The following is a 17,891-nucleotide window of genomic DNA, read 5'->3' as shown; positions in this document are numbered from 1 at the left end:
GTCGAAAGTGGCCCATATACTGTGGTGGTTTGAAAAGTATCAAACTGAAAACTAAATCAATAAACAAACCACAGTTTTGATGTCGAAAGTGGCCCATATATTGTGGTGGTTTGAAAAGTATCAAACTGAAAACTAAATCAATAAACAAACCAAAATTTAGATAATCACTACAACACAATAAAGCCAGCATATTTTGCCCCGCAATATGCTGGCTTTTTATTTATATACCAGAGCGATAACCTTCCATACACGCATTCCTTAGCCTAGTTCACCTTATCTAAATGATTTCTGTTGATCGAATAAACCACTTCAGCCGTATCTTCAGTGCAACTTTCTATAGTTTGGCTATATTTGAGCAGTAATAAACTATGCCAATTCTCATATGATAAGGAACACAGATGACATATCCACGTACGTTTAGCCATATCGGTATATCAGTGCCCGATCTTGAAGCCGCGGTAAAGTTTTATACCGAGACATTAGGTTGGTACCTCATTATGGCGCCCACTGAAATTAAAGAAGATAACTCCGCCATTGGTGAAATGTGTACTGATGTATTTGGGAGTGGTTGGGAACACTTTCGCATTGCTCATCTATCCACTGGTGATAGAGTTGGAGTTGAAATTTTTGAGTTTAAAAATCAGCAAAATCCAAAAGATAACTTTGAATATTGGAAAACCGGCGTGTTCCACTTTTGTGTACAAGATCCTGATGTTGAAGGGCTTGCAGAAAAAATTGTTGCTGCTGGTGGTAAAAAACGTATGGCAAAACCACGTTTTTATTACCCAGGTGAAAAACCATATCGCATGATATACATGGAAGATCCGTTCGGGAATATCCTTGAAATATACTCACATAGCTATGAACTAACCTACTCTGATGGTGCTTATAAATAGCGACTATTAAGCTTTAAAAAGACGGGTTATCAGCTGTAATCGTCGACCAATGTAAATAGTACAAATATGCCCATATATTAAACCTTTAAAAAGTAGCCATTGATGGGGCATGATTGATTTCAGCTGTGAACAGCCTGAATAAGCTTACATTCGCTAAAACTACAATTTAAAGACTTGTATATCTTTCAGATATTGACCTTTTATGTCGGTATTGCCGCCAATCACATAAGTGGTGTCACCGAGTGTGGTCGCTGCATTATGTCTACTGGCTTGATAACCAATATCAATCTTCATCCATTGCTCACTGACAAAATCGTATGCGTAAGTTAATGTCAAATTGTCATAACTCCCAAATACAAACAGCTTTTGGTTAACCACTGACATTGAATGGGCACTGATAGCTTCAGGTAAAGCGGGTAATGATTGCCACTTTTTTAATTGCGGATCATATTTTTCAAAAGCTGTTAATGAGGTTTTATTATCATAGCCACCCACCACATAGATATAACCATCATGAACCACTGCTCTAGTTTCTTTCGTGGTTGGCATATTGGCCGCTCTAACCCAGCCTTGTGTCTCACCATTTAACACAGCGACTAAGCCACTCGGTGCTAACTGACCATTTTTAGGGTATGAGCCACCAACAACATAAATATTACCATTTAACAAAACGGCACTATTACGTCTTGTTGGTGCAGGTAACGGCTTGGCAAAGCTAACTTGGTGGGTCACGGTATTAAACACTTCTACGCGGTGTTCAAATCTAAATTTTTGGGCCTCAAAGCTGACACCACCAATAATATAAATTGACTCTTGCCCATCCCAAACCGCAGAAAAAAACCTTCTTGGGATGAGTTTATTCGCTAACACCTGCTTTTTACCTGATATAGGCTCAATGATTTCAATGTCGGAAAGAAAACCTGTGCTGTTAGACCCTGCCAATACATAGATGTTTTGACCATCATTGACTGCGGCATGACCAAATCGAGCGCTAGTCAAGGTAATGGGCTCAGGGTGTAACACAGGTTTGCTACTACAACCGCTAAGAATCATTAAAATAAGTATCGGTAGTAATAGAAAATTAATTTTTGGCTTCATCATGTCTTTAATCCATTAAATTATGAAGGCCGTAGAATATTGAAGTATCCTTTCACCGTCAATGAGTTACCTAACTTTCACTCACTTAAATTTAAGCTATTCTGATTATAACCGCTCCTTTATACAATTCCTTATTTAGCTGACTTACAAAAATCACGGCTACCAACACACACTTTGGTATAACATAGTTAACAATTTGGTAATAATGGTTGCGACTATTGGTAACATACTATATAAATGTATCAACCGATTAAAAGAACAGCAATTGGTCATACAAAAATTAATGATTTCTTGGGGGGAAATATGAAGCTGAATAAAATAAGTTCGATGTTTACTGGGGCTAGAAGCAAAGCAAATAATATTAGTATTTTTGGCGCAACATTAACGGCAATGTTATCAATGTCAGCAATGGCAGCAGAGCCTGAAGCCCAGACAAATGCAGACGCTAGCGACACAAACGAAATTGAAGTCATTGCCGTTCGTGGCATATTTGGTAGTTTAAAAGCAGCTAATCTACTAAAACGTACCGATGATAGAATTGTTGATGCGATTGTCGCTGAAGATATTGGTAAGTTACCTGATAACAATATTGCAGAAGCGCTACAACGTATCACGGGTGTTTCAATAGCAACAGATTTTGGTGTGGGTGAATCAGTTACCATTCGTGGCGTATCAGAAAACCTTATTTTACTAAACGGCCGTTCTACAGCAGGCCCTGGTCGTGGCGGTATTAATTTATCCGACTTCCCTTCAAGCTTCTTAAAAACAGTTGAAGTCATTAAGTCGCCAACACCTGACATGATTGAAGGTGCGTTAGGCGGCACAGTTAATATGCAAACGGTTCGCCCACTCGAACTGAGTGAGCCATTAGTGGCTATTACTCTTGATGGTGAATATGCAGATAAAACAGAAAATATTGCTCCTAACTTCACATTGGGACTGGGTAATAATTGGGATTTAGGCAGTGCCGGTACGTTTGGTGCTTCTGCTAACTTATCTTACTTAGACCGTGAATTACGCCGTGATGAGTACTTCAATAAAGTTGATTTACTAGACAATATTGATATCAATGGTGATGGCACAGTCGATGATTCTGGCGGACCAAATGGTAAATACCTGCGTAGAACCCAAACAACGGCAGAACAAAAAACAGAAGAACGTGAACGTACAGCTGTGGGTATCTCACTACAGTGGGAACCAGAAAGTGCCAACGCCAATATTTACCTTGATTTAAACGGCACCAAGTTAGACGGTGGTCAATCAGCATATTCAATTCTTGATGTGGGTGGCAGTACTGTTGCTAGAGATGACTCTTACTATGACAGCAATGGCCAACTACACAATTACGATCTAGATGGCGTGTTGGTTATTCCTAAAACATGGAGTGACTTTACCACATCAGACTCAACCTCACATGCCATTGGAGGTGAGTGGTTTCTGTCTGATAATATTGAACTTTCAGCCGAATATTCATTATCAAAGTCAAAAGAAAAACAAACCGCCAATGAATTTAATTTACGTCCAATCGAACGTACAGATCCAACCCTTGACCTAGTCACTCATACCAGCACGAGTAGTTCATTTAGTGGCAGTGGTATCCCAGGTTACACCTATGCTGATAATGGCATGCTAACCAATCCTGATAACTTAGTTTTCCGTGAGTTTTTCCATAAAACCTTAGAAACTGAGAATGAAGAACAAGCACTTCGATTTGATTTTAAGATTTCTGATGTTGGTGTCGATTGGGTTTCAGCTGTTAAAGCAGGTGTACGCTTTACTGACAGAGATTACTCTGCTAACCGTTTTGACCTAAAACCTAATGGCACTACCCTTAAGGACTCATATAAAAAAGCCACCAACGCTGATGGTTTATATAGCCCTATTTGGATTGACAACCCACTGCTTAGCGACAGCATGAATGTGGTTAACATGAGTAACTCATTCGACCAAACAGGCATTGCCGGTCAAAATGATATGTTGACATATAATGTATATGACGCTGACCAATTGCAAAATACCGAACAAACTTATGCGTTAGTTCAACAGATGTTGCAAGATACATCATATGCAATGAACGGTACTTTAGCCGATAATATGGTCGAAGATTCAAGTGCCTATAAAGAGATTAATGAAACAACCAGCGCTATATACGCACAAGTTCACTTAGACTTTGATGATTTAACCGCTGTTGTCGGCGGACGTTATATTCAAACTGACTTAGAATCAAGCGTGGTTGCATCAGTCGATGCCAACGGTAATAAAGTGCTTGATACCGGTAAAAATGATTACTCAGATTTCTTACCGAGTTTAAACGTCACATATACCCTAACTGAAGAAACTTTATTACGTTTCGCAGCGGCAAAAGTGATGCGCCGTGCTGACTTTGATGAACTAAGCCCTTCGTTAACTATTGATAACTCTTTAGTGACTGGTACTCAAGGTTCATACGAGTTAGAGCCTTACCGTGTTACACAATATGATCTTTCAGTAGAACATTACTTTGGTAACGGCGGTATCGTTTCAGCAGCATTATTCTACAAAGATGTTAACTCATTTACTCAAACCGACAGTAGCTGTTTAGCTGATGCCAATACGGTTTCAGGACAAAATACCACTGAATGGGGCAACATTTGTTTACTTGATACAGCAGGTCAAAGCCAAGGTGATGTCAACTTTGCTACAGAAGATCAAGGCTTAGCTTATGTTGATGCTCAAAAAGCTGCAGGCCAAACAGGTATTGTGGTCGACACTGATGTTAACGGTGGTAGTGGTAGTGTTCAAGGTATTGAACTAGGTTACCAACAACAATTTACCTCATTACCAGGCTTATGGTCTGGCTTCGGTGTCAATGCCAACTACACCTATGCAGATAGTGAACAACCTGATGGTAACCCATTATTGAACATTTCGGAAAACACCGCGAATGGACAAATTTACTGGGAAAATGAGGGATTGCAATTTCGGTTAGCGTACAACTGGCGTGACCGTTACTTATACTCACAAGCAGAAAAACGTGTTCAAACTGTCGGCGCATTAGGTTATAACGTCTTTAACCAAAATGATCCTACCTCTGATAATTATGATGCAACTGTTGGTAATAACTACCGTGAAGCACGTGGTCAACTTGATTTCTCAGCAAGTTGGGATATCAATGATAACTTCACCATTGTAGGCAATGTGGTAAACCTCACAGGCGAACCAATTGAATACACCACTGAACTGGATTCAGTGTGGAAATACAGTGAAGCGGATCGTCGCTACACTGTCGGTGTTCGCGCTAAGTTCTAATGAGAACATGGTAATGTAGAGCCTATCAGTTGATAGGCTCTTTTCTCATAAAAGACAAATTAAAGGTCACATAGATAATACAAAATGTAGATTAATCAATATTCCGATTAAGACTAAAAGCTCTGCTTTATAGACTTTCAGTCTTATACCGAAATATATTTAGCACTTAACTGTTCAGTAATGACACGTTCAATACACAAGCAGAACAGAGCAAGTAGTTGAATAAAAACATTAATGAGATTTAGGCTACACAAAAATTCATTTTCGAGTGTTTTTGCTCAAAATAACAGCCAACCCTTTTTTAGTCACACTTTTGCAAGAGAACAAATAGTGTTTGGTTGACAAAGGTAACGACTATACCTACCATATTGTAATACAAATTGGTAAGTGAGTATTGGGCGATATAAAAGCCTTGTAAACGACATCTAATGTTAAGAAACACGACACGATTAATAGATAAAGAGTTAATTCTTAAATAGAGCTAATAAGTTAACTAGCCTGAGCTCTAGAGCACTTTTTATATAAATAACATTGCCCACCTTCATATTAAGGTGAGCAACTTTCAATTCAGATAAGCATATATCAATATATTTAGGAGTTAGAAATGACAAAACCAGTCATCGGATTCATCGGTCTTGGCCTTATGGGCGGCAACATGGTTGAAAACCTACAAACACGTGGTTACCAAGTTAACGTTATGGATCTTAACCAAGATGCAGTTGATGCAGTTCTTGCTCGTGGCAATGCTACCCAATTCACTTCTGGTAAAGAATTAGCAGCGGCTTCTGATATCGTTCAATTCTGTCTAACAACTTCTGCAGTTGTTGAAAAAATTGTATACGGTGAAGATGGTGTTCTAGCCGGAATGAAAGAAGGTACTACATTAGTAGACTTCGGAACTTCTATCCCTGCTTCTACTATCAAAATTGGTGCAGCGCTTGCCGAAAAAGGCTGTGGCATGATCGATGCGCCTCTTGGACGTACTCCTGCTCACGCTAAAGATGGTCTTTTAAACATCATGGCTGCTGGTGACATCGACACATTCAACAAAGTTAAACCTGTTTTAGAAGAGCAAGGTGAAAACGTATTCCACCTAGGTAAATTAGGTGCAGGTCACACAACTAAGTTAATCAATAACTTCATTGGTATGACTACTGTTACTGCTATGTCTCAAGCGTTTGCAGTTGCAAAAGCGGCAGGTGTTGACGGTCAGCAATTATTCGACATTATGTCTGCTGGCCCTTCTAACTCACCATTCATGCAGTTCACTAAGTTCTATGCTGTCGATGGCGAAGAGAAGTTAGGTTTCTCGGTTGCCAATGCAAACAAAGACCTTGGTTACTTTTTACAAATGGTTTCTGACTTAGGTACTGAGTCACCAATCGCTGAAGGAACGTCTAAAGCACTTCAAGCAGGTGTTGATGCAGGCCTTGGTCAAAATGACGTACCTGTTATCTTCGACTACTTCACTAAATTAGAAAAGTAATTCGACATTAACTTATCGTTAGCTTATAAGTTAAACGCCTTATAAACTAAACACTAATAAGCCGTTGAATATCAACGGCTTTTTATTTCAATTAAACTCTCACTCGCTTAATACTACTCGACATTTTTTCTCTAACTGCCTTTAAAGGTATCACAACTTTCCATATTGCCGCTGGCAAAACCGACTTGAAACCATTTCACTCTCTGTGCCGAGCTGCCATGAGTAAAAGAGTCAGGGCTGACATGGCCTTGTGATTGTTTTTGTAAGGTATCATCACCGATAGCGCTTGCTGCAGTTAAGCCCTCTTCAATATCACCCGTTTCAAGTAACTGACGGCTATTATTGGCATGATTTGCCCAAACACCAGCAAAGCAGTCTGCCTGTAGTTCCTGCTTAACAGAGAGCTTATTGCCCTCAACTGCGCTTAACTTACTGCGAGCGGCATGAACTTCACTGGATATCCCCAGCAGAGTTTGAATGTGATGACCTACTTCATGGGCAATCACATACGCTTGGGCAAAATCACCAGGCGCTTTGAACTGATTTTTTAATTGCTCAAAAAAACTCAGGTCAATGTAAACTTGTTGGTCTGCAGGACAATAAAATGGCCCCATAGCAGACTGTGCCATACCACATGCAGATTTTACCGCATCACGAAACAACACTAAACTTGGCTCTTGATAGGTCATGCCCCGCTGCTGAAATAAACTGCTCCAAGTTTCTTCCGTATCAGCAAGAATTACCGCCACAAAATCAACCTGCTCTCTTTCTGCTGCGGTTTCAGTTAATGGCGCGGTAGAAACACCTGTAGAGGTTTCTTGTTGTAGCCCAAGTCCACCTAACATATTACCTAGGTTGCCGGTAAATAATCCGTAAGCGCCCACACCCACAATCAGTATCGCGGTTCCTTTAAACCCAAGCACCTTAAATATCATCGGTAGCAGTCGTAAAATGCCCCCACCACCTCGGCCAAAGCCACCAGCACCTGAGACTTGCGTATTACGACGATCTTCTACATTGCTACTTTTACGCTTTCCACGCCAACGCATAACGCTACCCCGACATAATTACAAACATACACTTTAAAGAAATCATTAATGCCATTTTCAACTAGATTGGAAGCCTGAACGCCCTACCCACTCTTAACTTTTTAGTTACTAAAGGCTAATGACTATATAACGACAAAGACTGCTGAAAGCCGCAACCACAGCACCAATAAACATAGCATAGTTAAACTAGCCTAGCGTTTTAGAAAAGTTTCGGCTAACCAGATAAGTTTAAAATTGATGAGATAGAAAGCGGTTCATTTGATCAGTTGATACTGCCAACTTATCGAGTTTAACAAAATAACCCAATAAAATTAGCTCTAAGCTAAATGTTGGATACAACTAACCCTTTAAAAGAGCGAAAGTCGCATTCAAATAGCACACTTTGGTCTACAAAATAAGAACAAAAAATGCCGCTATCAATAAGCGGCATTTTTAACACATTGTTTAAAACATTAATTTACAACTGCAAGTTGATTAGCCTTATTGCACTGTTGCTTCGGCAGAACCAGAGTAAGTCGTACTTAGATCGTCACCCACAGCATAACTTTCGAAGTCCTCAGATAGAACCGCCGTATCTGTTGCATCATCAATCACGATGTCATCAGCTAATAACTCTTTTGCTGACTCTTTCGAAGAGCTACCAATACGAATTTGATAGGTTTCTGTTGCACTGCCCGTATTAATGGCAACATAAGGGCCGTAGAACGTTGTGCCACCATCAATTGACACAGAATAACCTGTCGCAGTCCATTCAAGCACTACATTAATATCAGTATCATCTGTATACGTTAAGCCATCAATGATTTGCTGATCTTTATTTGCATCACGGTATTTAACGCTGCCATCATTACTTAAGACAATTTCGCCCGTTAAGTTACCTGAAGAAGCAGAGCCTCCGTAAACACTAATATAAGCAGTATTATCTTCAGAAACACCATCTGTAGCAGTAAAGCCAGCAATGGCTTGTAACTTAAGGGTTGTAGAAATAGAGCCTTCAGCAAGTGGGTCCGTTGTTAAGCGTAATTCAGCATCAGCGTCTGTTGTTGTATCAGCCATTCTGGCAACTTTATTTACACTACTTCCAGCTATGGTCATAACGGTTGCTTCAGCAGAGCTTGAATAAGTCGTGCTTAAATCTTCACCTTCAGCAAATATCTCGAAGTCTTCAGACAGAACTGCCGAACCTGTATCATCAGCAATGACGATGTCATCAGCTAATAATTCTTTTGCTGACTCTTTCGAAGAGCTACCAATACGAATTTGATAGGTTTCTGTTGCACTGCCCGTATTAATGGCAACATAAGGGCCGTAGAACGTTGTGCCACCATCAATTGACACAGAATAACCTGTTGCAGTCCATTCAAGCACTACATCAATATCAGTATCATCTGTATACGTTAAGCCATCAATGATTTGCTGATCTTTATTTGCATCACGGTATTTAACAGTACCATCATTAGTAAAGACAATTTCGCCCGTTAAGTTACCTGAAGAAGCGGAGCCTCCGTAAACACTAATATAAGCAGTATTATCTTCAGAAACACCATCTGTAGCGGTAAAGCCAGCAATGGCTTGTAACTTAAGGGTTGTAGAAATAGAGCCTTCAGCAAGTGGGTCTGTTGTTAAACGTAATTCAGCATCAGCGTCTGTTGAGGTATCAGCCATTCTAGCGACATTATTATCTCCAGTAGCAACAACAACTGTACCAGTGATTGTGATTACTAATTCAGCAGTAGTACCATCAAAAGATTCAATGGTAAAGGTATCTAATTCACTTTCACCCACAACAAGCGCAGCAATCGTGGCGTCAGTGGTATCGAGGGTATAGGTCCATGAGCCATCATCTAATATTGATAATGTACCGTATGCACCCATTAAGATTGTCTGAACAATAGAATCTTCGCCAACATCTGGGTCAAGTACACTTACAGCACCTGTTGCCGTTGCCTCATTACTTGCAATTCTTCCAGTTAAATCAAAAAATACTGCTGGCGTAGGTTCTACTGTGCCATCGCCTGCATCAAATACGATAACTTCTGAGTAAATAGCTAAGCCATACTTGCTGTCTGTACCATCTAAAGTTTCGCCTGCATCATAACCTTCAAAGTCATCTGAAAATATACTTGTTGTGCCAGCTGTATCAGAAAATACCTCAATATTATCAACATAAAAAGAACCAAAAGGAATCGTTCTATCATTATCACCGAATCTAAATTGGATAGCTTTCACACCATCAGCGAACCACTGATCTAAGCCTGTATAATCAGAGTCAACAACCGCTGCAGTAGAGAAAGAACCGCCACCAATTACTTCACCATCAATAGTCACGGTAATTTGTTCTGTTGCATCTAAGTCCCATGTAATCTCTACATCATAAAACTGGTCTTCAACAAATGGTGCAGTGATTAAATTTCCAGGGTAAGCGTCACTGTCAGTATTTCGAACAAAGAAACGAGGGTCTATTGTAGTTTCAGAACCGTCTTCGTTAAGTGTAGATTGCTCGCCTTGAATACGTAAATCCATTAACGATTCACTAGAACTACCAGAAGAACCATAAAGCGTAATATAAGCATCTTTAATATTTCCATCACTACCAAGAGCAACCTCTTTAGATAAAGATGCACTCAGCTTACCTTGACGAAGGTTATCAACGCTAAATCTAATCTCACCCGTATCGCCGCCTGTATCGCTTATTTTTACAACCTGAGTAAGCGAAGCAACACGAATATTAATTTCAGCAGTGGTACCATCAATAGAAGCGATAGTGATTGAATCATACACAGAATTACCTAACTCAAGGCTAGCCAGAGTTTCGTTTGCAGTCATAACTGTATACGACCAGCTACCGTTAGCGCTGATACTAAATGTACCATAATCAAGTGCTACATCAGTTTGCGCAACAAAAGCATCTTCTTCAAAGTTTGGATCAATAATGGTTAATGAACCAGTTAATGGAAGCGTAGCAGTATGTTGAACAGTACCAGCCAATTCTCCTTCGATGATTGCTGCAACAGGGTCATTGTTATAACCCACAGCGGCTCCAATTCCGTCAAGTAACGCTTCATCAACTGAATCAGCAACTTGTGAAGTAGTTTGCAAATTAATTTGTGCTGTCTCAAGTGTAACTAAAGACTCTTCAGAAAAAGAACCATCAGCGACGTCACTAGCAAGATCTTGCATAACGGTAGATAAATCTGCGTCAGCGTTGTCTGCATCCACTTGTGATAGTAGCGCTAGCACAGAACCATATCTATCAGCATCTTCAGCACCATCAGCACCAAGTTCAACAGTACCAACTAAAGTAGGAAGCACTTCTGTTGTATCAAAACGAATACCAAAACGAGCATTAATTATTTCAGCTTCTTCAGCAAACTGGTTTAAATCACTACCTGCGTTTTGAACAGCCATTTCGGTTAAAGGAGAAACAGTATAGGTTGGTATTACTAGTATTAAATCTCCATTTTCATCGACAGCATCAGTACCATCTTCATTTTTAACAACTCTAAATTCATCGACACTCACTACAGATCGTAGTTGAGGAGCATCTAAGGTTAAACCTGTTGATTCGTCCGTATAAGTACCGCCAGTACATGCAATTAAACCCGTACCTTCGAAATGTACGTTGCTAAATGTAACGCCACCTGAAGTGTCAGAGGTTGCAGCAGCTTGTGCAGGAAGAACCGCAGCACCACTATCATCAACTTTAAATATGTCACAAGTTGCACCATCAATAGGGCCCTTAATAATGCTAGCAGAAACATTTAAGGTTGGGTTGATAACAGGTGTAGATGCACCAACACCTTCGGTAAAACCTGCCTCATCAGTATAATTAGCAGAAACAGAAATGACTGAACCTTCATCAGCTTCAGTAATGGTGATGGATGTACCAATAACACCTGTTGACCATACGTAAGTAAGTGTGTCAGCTATAATTCCGTCAGCATCAGTAGCTGCTGCAGAGATTGTTTCGCCAGCGATAAAACTGCTTCCGGTTATTGCTATACTACCGCGAGTATTTCCATTTAGTTCAGCACCGTCATCACCGCCACAACCTAATAGACCTGTCGCAATGATGAGCGGTATAAAGGATTTATTATTCATTTTTATGACTCCAAAAAGATTCTTTTCCAAATTTAGCTTGTTTTATTTAAGTACTAGACTTGGCTAGTACTTAAAGCTGACACCTGCGAACAGGCGTGGACCGTAATCACTTACTTGACCCAAGTTACCTTGGGTATAGAAGTCATCACTGCGGGGCTCACTGAACAAGTTAATTGCTGAAACTTTAACACGAACGTGTTGATTGATTTTGTATGCAGCACGAGCTTCCCAAGTACCTGCCTCATCAACATAACGCAGTCTTGTGCTATTAGAAGTGTATGGTTGGAAGTATTCGCTACGATACTTGTAGATAAGCGCAGTATCAAAACCGCCGATTTGGTAGTAAAGCTGTCCATTGAATACATGCTCAGAAAATCCAGGTACTGAGGCAGGAGGAACAATACCTACGGTATCCTGAGTAGCAACACCATCTAAACCAATAGTAAAGGTATTACCGTAGTTACTATCTTCAAACTCATAGCTTGTATCTGCCCAGTTATAACCAAACTTCACACCAATGCCTAAATCCCAACGATACGAGAATGACGCTTCAAAACCATAAAGGTCACTTTCTTCGTCAGTAGTGACTGAATTAGTAATAGGTAAAGAAACTTCCACACCGTCAACGATAAAATTCTCTAACTGTGTTTGCTGTTGGAAACCGCCATTGAATTGCTTGTAGTAAACACCTAACGCTACCATAGAGTCATCGCTTGGATACCATTCAACAGCCGCATCATAGTTCCATGACATTAATGGTTGAAGATCAGGATTACCTGAGCCAGTAACACCAACCAACAAGTCTTCAACTGATTCAGGATCATCCGAGTCATCGGTTACGAATGTGCGGTTATAACTTAGATCAGATGGATTTGCACGTGACATACCTCGGTAAATACCGGCCCTTAGGAGAATATTGTCATCATAATCAACGACTAAGTTAAAGCTTGGTAGTACTTCAGTGTAATCACCGCCACCAACAATCTTTTCAATAGTATCGTTTGGTACCAAACTGACCACACCTGTCGCCGGATCAGTGACAACGTCATAACCTTGTCTAAAGCCAATAGAGGTAACGTCAGTATTCACTACACGAACACCAAAGTTACCACGAATAAATTTACCAAACATTTCAGTGTCGTAATTAAGCATGGCGTAAGCAGAGATAGTTTGTTCTGTTACGTCAATAGTACCCGCATTCTCGTATATAACCTCTGGGTATGCGAATTCGCCGCCTTGTGATGCTGCTACTGCTTGAGAGAAACACTCGTTATTGTAAGTTGCCCACGAAGCGCCTGTACCGCTTTCTACAACATTACCTGAACTGTCAACATGGGTGATAATATTACCGTCAGAAACACTAGATAAAAAATCAGTTTCAGGGAAGGCAATTTGACAACCTTCAAGTACGTCGATAGCTGATGTTACTGATCCATCTAATTCATATGTGTCTCTTGAGCCATTACCGTTCGTGCCACCAAATTGAACAAATGTTAGCTCAGAAACGCGAACGCCAGCTTGAACGCCACTAAAAAAATCACCGTCTAGAATATAATCAATATCAACGCGTGCACCCATAATTTCGTTGTCGCGGACATTTTCTCTGTCGATACGAGTACGAAGGCTATCAGTAAAATTGGAAATATCAGTTACATCAAAATCAGTCACTGTGAAATGAGGAATATGTTCACCTAAATCCCAAGATATGTAAGGACGATCGCTCGTTCTCCCTCGGTTTGTTATTTGTAGTTCTTCACGACTGGTTTTAGAATAGCCAAGGTCAACACTAATCTTTAGATCATCTGAGAAAAAATGTTCAACGTTCAAGCCATATCCACGATAGTTTTCTTCACGCGAAAATTGCTCGCCCGCAGATTCGATGCGTTCTTCACCTTCCCAATGTAGAATACCGCCAACATCGTTTGTGATCAGATTTTGTCCCGTTACACCCGGTGTAACGCGCTTTTGTAAGAAAATTAAATCATGACGCGCTTCTGCTTGGGTACGATCTGAAATTTGCGCGTCAAAATTGATATCCCATTTATTTGAGGGTTGGTATTGTAGAGCAAAGAATAAAGCGTCTCTTTCATCAGATGTTTCATTTTGACGGAAGCTTCGGCTTGAGCCAGTCCATGCGTATTCTCTGCCATCATCTACTGCAAGACCTGTGTCTGGATCAATATCAGTATTATAACCTTGGTTACCCGGATCTTCACAATCGCCTGCTGTGCTACGGAAAAAACCAGTAGAGGTATCGGTTGGATCATTCAAACATGCCCATAAAGATGAGCCCGTTGGGCTTGAGCTTCTATATTCAGCTTCTGGCTGGCTAATATCTTGACGTTGAAAACCTACACTCAAACCAAATGCTTGGCCGTTATCAAACTCAAATTGATCAACATAACTGAGTGTTCCACGGTAGCCCAAATCATCTTGAAGTGAATTGTCAACGTTTGCTTGGTCTGGGTTGTAGTTAGCTTTTACTTCAGCCTGAAAACGTTGCTTAGCAAAATCTAAAGGCTTAAGTGTCTCCAGGGTAATAACACCGGCAACCCCACCTTCAATCATGGAAGCGTCTTGTGTTTTATAAATAGCTACTTTCTGCATCAGCTCTGATGGGAACTGAGAAAAGTTAACTGAACGGTCACCACTACCATTGGTCGCTTCACGGCCATTGATGTTAGTGGCACTTAAGAATGGGCCTAAACCACGAATACTGATTTCAGTAGCACCACCATTTTCACGGTGAGATGATGCACCCGTTAATGATTCTAGCGCCTCACCAATTGAAAGTGCAGGTAAATCACCAATATCTGAAGCAGATAAACCGTCAACAACCGTGGTAGATTCACGCTTTATTGCAATTTGGTCTTGAATTGTTCTACGTGTACCAGTAACTACAACGACTTCTATATCATTATCAACTTTATCTAGATTTTCAGTTTCTGCTTCTTGTGCTATTGCCGAAAATGCAAAAGAACTGGTTACAGAAGTAAATGCAGCAAGCTTCATCCATTTTGCTATAGGTGAAAGCTTGAACTTCCCTATTTTATGGATGGGTTTTGTTTTTTTACTTAATTTCGTCGACATACCGTACTTCCCCTTAGTATTTTAATAAGCATGTTAATGCCATTTATTGGTATATTTTTTTGTTGCTAGCAGGTTACTGCCATTAAATTCTTATATTTATTATTGCAAGCAGATTACTGCCATTAAATTCTTATATTTATTATTGCAAGCAGGTTACTGCCATTAAATTCTTATATTTAAATTAGAGTTATATTAATTTCAACAGACGAAACCCAAACAAAAGTTTTAACCTATTAATTTAAATAAAAATATAACCAATAACTGTAATTACGAGTTACGAGTTACGAGTTACGAGTTACGAGTTACGAATTTTAAATTGATGAGTTAACTGCGCTAAAATTTATACCCTTTATGCATGTTATGGATATGATAGAAAGTGGCTTGCACATAATCACCATCAGCGCCGTCATTGTTTTGATTATAAACACCCGCTTTAAAGTACATATACTGGTTACTAGCACTATAACCACTATCTTTCATATCGTAGTACTTAGTAATATTAGGCTTACCTTCCCTAATTATAGTGACGAACAACACTTCATCTTCGACGGAAATTTTATAAGAGAATTTTTCGTTTAAGGCGATTCCGTCATCAGGGTCTGACAAAGTATGTGAACGTGAGCCAATCATATTTATCCAAATATCATCACCATCATTTATTTCATGGGCAAAATAAATAGCCCCTTTCGAGTTGGCTGGTAATTTTCGGTAATATAAACGAATAGGTTCGTCATCCGTCGCGTGAATTTGCCCGATGACCACGCGTCCAACCTTTTTTTTATCACCTGTGGTAGATACTCGGTTTATTGCCAAAGTCCCTTCCAAACTGCCTTCAACACCCCCAGACTTAGCTTTCGCCGAACCATGCGCATTGCTGAAAACCCAGTTATTTTTTGTCAGGCCACGAGTTTTAATTTGAACATTACCTCTACGTAGCATTTCGCGTAGTTCGGTTCTCGCATATTTTGTATTTTTTGAGGTCTTGGCACCTACGTTTGGGCAAGCGAATACCAAGCCACCATCATCTGCTGTATAAAAAAATGGCTTTAAGTCAAAGCCTTTACCTAATGATTTCTCATAGACGGTATCAGCTTTTTTATCTTTGTTGAGATCGGTTGGCAACGTTAACGACCAATCGAGTAAGTCAAAATTTTCACCTGGTTTTTTAAGCGGATCGAGTTTTGACAAATCCCCCAGTAAAACACCTTCAGCAAGGCTAGTGTGTGACTTAGGAATAAGCGTATTCTCCTCAATTTCCTGAGCATTGAGTGATGCGCTAAAAACAGCTAAAGCAAAAACTAGCAAAGTGAAAACGTCACACATTTTCTTTTGAATATGTCGGTAAGATTTATATGTGTTGATATTGGAATCCTTTATAATTTACGATCTCTTTGTTGAATATGTTCGTATATTGTTCGGCTTAACTATTTTCAAAGCTTACTTAGAATACCTATATGCGCAGCATATAGTGGCGCACCTACACATGAGCTTAACTAACCCTGAAAAACGTAATAAAAATAGGTAAGACTTTGCTTCTAATTAACACCAAAAATTATCTAATTTCATTGTAAAAAGAAGCAGAACTCTTTGTTGTATATGATCAAAGAGCAATGATTAATTGTTACGCACAGAATCACACACAACCCACCCAACACAGCTACATGCTTAACAACCTGTTCACACCTGTAACTTTGCGTTAAACAAAATATAACCACCACAACACATCATTGTCAACCAAAATAGCACTCAAAGCATTACCAAAAACCAAAATTGGTAGTAACAAGGGCATAAAAAGACTAACGCATTGGCTTGACACATTTTTTATATAAAAATAAAAAATAAAATAAACAATAACTTACAGGTAAATCGAACTGTTATTGTTGAATAGTTTTTATATTCACTACCAATGGATATGACAACATTACCAAATAACAGAACAAAGTTAGTCAGTGACTCAGCTGTATTCCCAACTTGCAATGGGTTATTACCAATTTTCATACAGGTATTACCAATAGATGATGTGATGAGATTACAGTTCAGAACTAATATGCAGATTATAAGCTGTACGATAATTCGTATTGATTGTGATTTATCATTAATGCTCTTGTTGAACGAAGCTGCGCTGTCAGGCGCATTAGTGCTATTTCGATGCATGTCCTGATAACCTTTCAACCGATGATTTGAAGCGCTACTTTACCAGTTTGATTGCCTTAGATTCGTGGATCACCGTGAAACTCGACCGTAATGGGTTGCACAATCACTTGTAAATAGGTCTATCGACATGTGCTTAATCAACACTGGGAGTGGCTTAATATTGTTAAGCCACCACAAGTCCATAGACTGCCTGATATTCTTACCCCTGCTGAAGTTTCTATCGTTATTAGCCTTACCCATAAGCTGCGATATCAAGTGTGTTTTCTCGCCTTATACAGTATGGGGTTGCGCCTCGGTGAAGCTATTTCACTTCAGTTTGGTGACATCGATTCACAGATGATGCAGGTGCACATTCGTAACGCCAAAGGTGGTAAAGGTCATTTTTTGCTCCTGCAAAAATGACATACAACACATCCATGTGATTAACAGGTTGGTGCCCTTGCCCAAGCGTACCTTGTTAGCGCTGCGATATTACTGGCAAACTCATCGCCACCCACGGCTGATTTTTCCTGGTAAAGATAGCCAGCCTGATTCCTTGATAGATAAAGGCGGCATTCAAAAGGCGCTAAAACGGGTTATCCGTGAGTGCAATATTCATAAGTCCATCAGCCCACATAACCTGCGTCACAGCTACGCCACTCATCTGTTAGAGCAAGGGCTAGATTTGCGCTCAGTGCAAAGCCTGCTCGGTCACAACAGCCTTAATACCACTGCCCGCTATACCCGCCT

10 protein-coding genes are annotated in these 17,891 nt (G+C 39.9%); 5 read left to right on the top strand and 5 right to left on the bottom strand.

Going from position 1 to position 17,891, the window contains the following annotated elements; translation table 11 throughout:
• Positions 1 to 398 precede the first annotated feature (398 nt).
• Positions 399 to 896, top strand: coding sequence for a lactoylglutathione lyase family protein (locus Q4591_RS19385; protein ID WP_102476877.1), 498 nt, complete (start codon positions 399 to 401; stop codon positions 894 to 896).
• Between the two features lie 159 nt (positions 897 to 1,055).
• On the opposite strand, the gene Q4591_RS19380 is transcribed toward Q4591_RS19385, so the two are convergent.
• Entirely contained in the window at positions 1,056 to 1,997 is a 942-nt protein-coding gene (locus tag Q4591_RS19380) for a kelch repeat-containing protein (RefSeq protein WP_102519501.1), read from the bottom strand.
• A 300-nt stretch (positions 1,998 to 2,297) separates the two neighbouring features.
• Here Q4591_RS19380 and Q4591_RS19375 point away from each other — a divergent pair, with 300 nt between their 5' ends.
• Positions 2,298 to 5,282 (top strand): TonB-dependent receptor, encoded by a 2,985-nt coding sequence (locus Q4591_RS19375; protein WP_102476880.1) that lies wholly within the window; start codon positions 2,298 to 2,300, stop codon positions 5,280 to 5,282.
• A gap of 604 nt (positions 5,283 to 5,886) precedes the next feature.
• Positions 5,887 to 6,768, top strand: coding sequence for an NAD(P)-dependent oxidoreductase (locus Q4591_RS19370; RefSeq protein WP_102435635.1), 882 nt, complete (start codon positions 5,887 to 5,889; stop codon positions 6,766 to 6,768).
• A 131-nt stretch (positions 6,769 to 6,899) separates the two neighbouring features.
• Here the strand turns inward: Q4591_RS19370 and Q4591_RS19365 are convergent, their stop codons facing one another.
• The 4 genes from Q4591_RS19365 to Q4591_RS19350 all read right to left on the bottom strand — a co-directional run bounded on the left by Q4591_RS19365 (position 6,900) and on the right by Q4591_RS19350 (position 16,331).
• Positions 6,900 to 7,817, bottom strand: a complete 918-nt coding sequence (locus tag Q4591_RS19365; protein ID WP_303462516.1) for a neutral zinc metallopeptidase — start codon at positions 7,815 to 7,817, stop codon at positions 6,900 to 6,902.
• Positions 7,818 to 8,297: 480 nt separating this feature from the next.
• Positions 8,298 to 11,918 carry a VCBS domain-containing protein gene (locus Q4591_RS19360; RefSeq protein WP_303462514.1) on the bottom strand — a complete coding sequence of 1,207 codons (3,621 nt, stop codon included), beginning with the start codon at positions 11,916 to 11,918 and terminating at the stop codon, positions 8,298 to 8,300.
• 63 nt (positions 11,919 to 11,981) lie between these two features.
• On the bottom strand, positions 11,982 to 15,008 hold the full coding sequence (locus Q4591_RS19355; RefSeq protein ID WP_303462511.1) for a TonB-dependent receptor: 3,027 nt from the start codon (positions 15,006 to 15,008) through the stop codon (positions 11,982 to 11,984).
• Positions 15,009 to 15,341: 333 nt separating this feature from the next.
• Positions 15,342 to 16,331, bottom strand: coding sequence for a polysaccharide lyase family 7 protein (locus Q4591_RS19350; protein ID WP_303462509.1), 990 nt, complete (start codon positions 16,329 to 16,331; stop codon positions 15,342 to 15,344).
• Between the two features lie 960 nt (positions 16,332 to 17,291).
• Here Q4591_RS19350 and Q4591_RS19345 point away from each other — a divergent pair.
• Both Q4591_RS19345 and Q4591_RS19340 read left to right on the top strand, forming a co-directional pair.
• Positions 17,292 to 17,564: a tyrosine-type recombinase/integrase gene (locus Q4591_RS19345; RefSeq protein WP_303462507.1), complete on the top strand. Its 273-nt coding sequence runs from the start codon at positions 17,292 to 17,294 to the stop codon at positions 17,562 to 17,564.
• 31 nt (positions 17,565 to 17,595) lie between these two features.
• A partial coding sequence (locus Q4591_RS19340) for a tyrosine-type recombinase/integrase (protein WP_303462505.1) occupies positions 17,596 to 17,891 on the top strand: 296 nt, incomplete at its 3' end.

Source organism: Shewanella sp. 3_MG-2023 (assembly GCF_030548765.1).
Classification (GTDB): Bacteria; Pseudomonadota; Gammaproteobacteria; order Enterobacterales; family Shewanellaceae; genus Shewanella.
The sequence above is the reverse complement of the archived record's forward strand: the minus strand, read 5'-3'. Positions and strand labels throughout refer to the sequence as shown.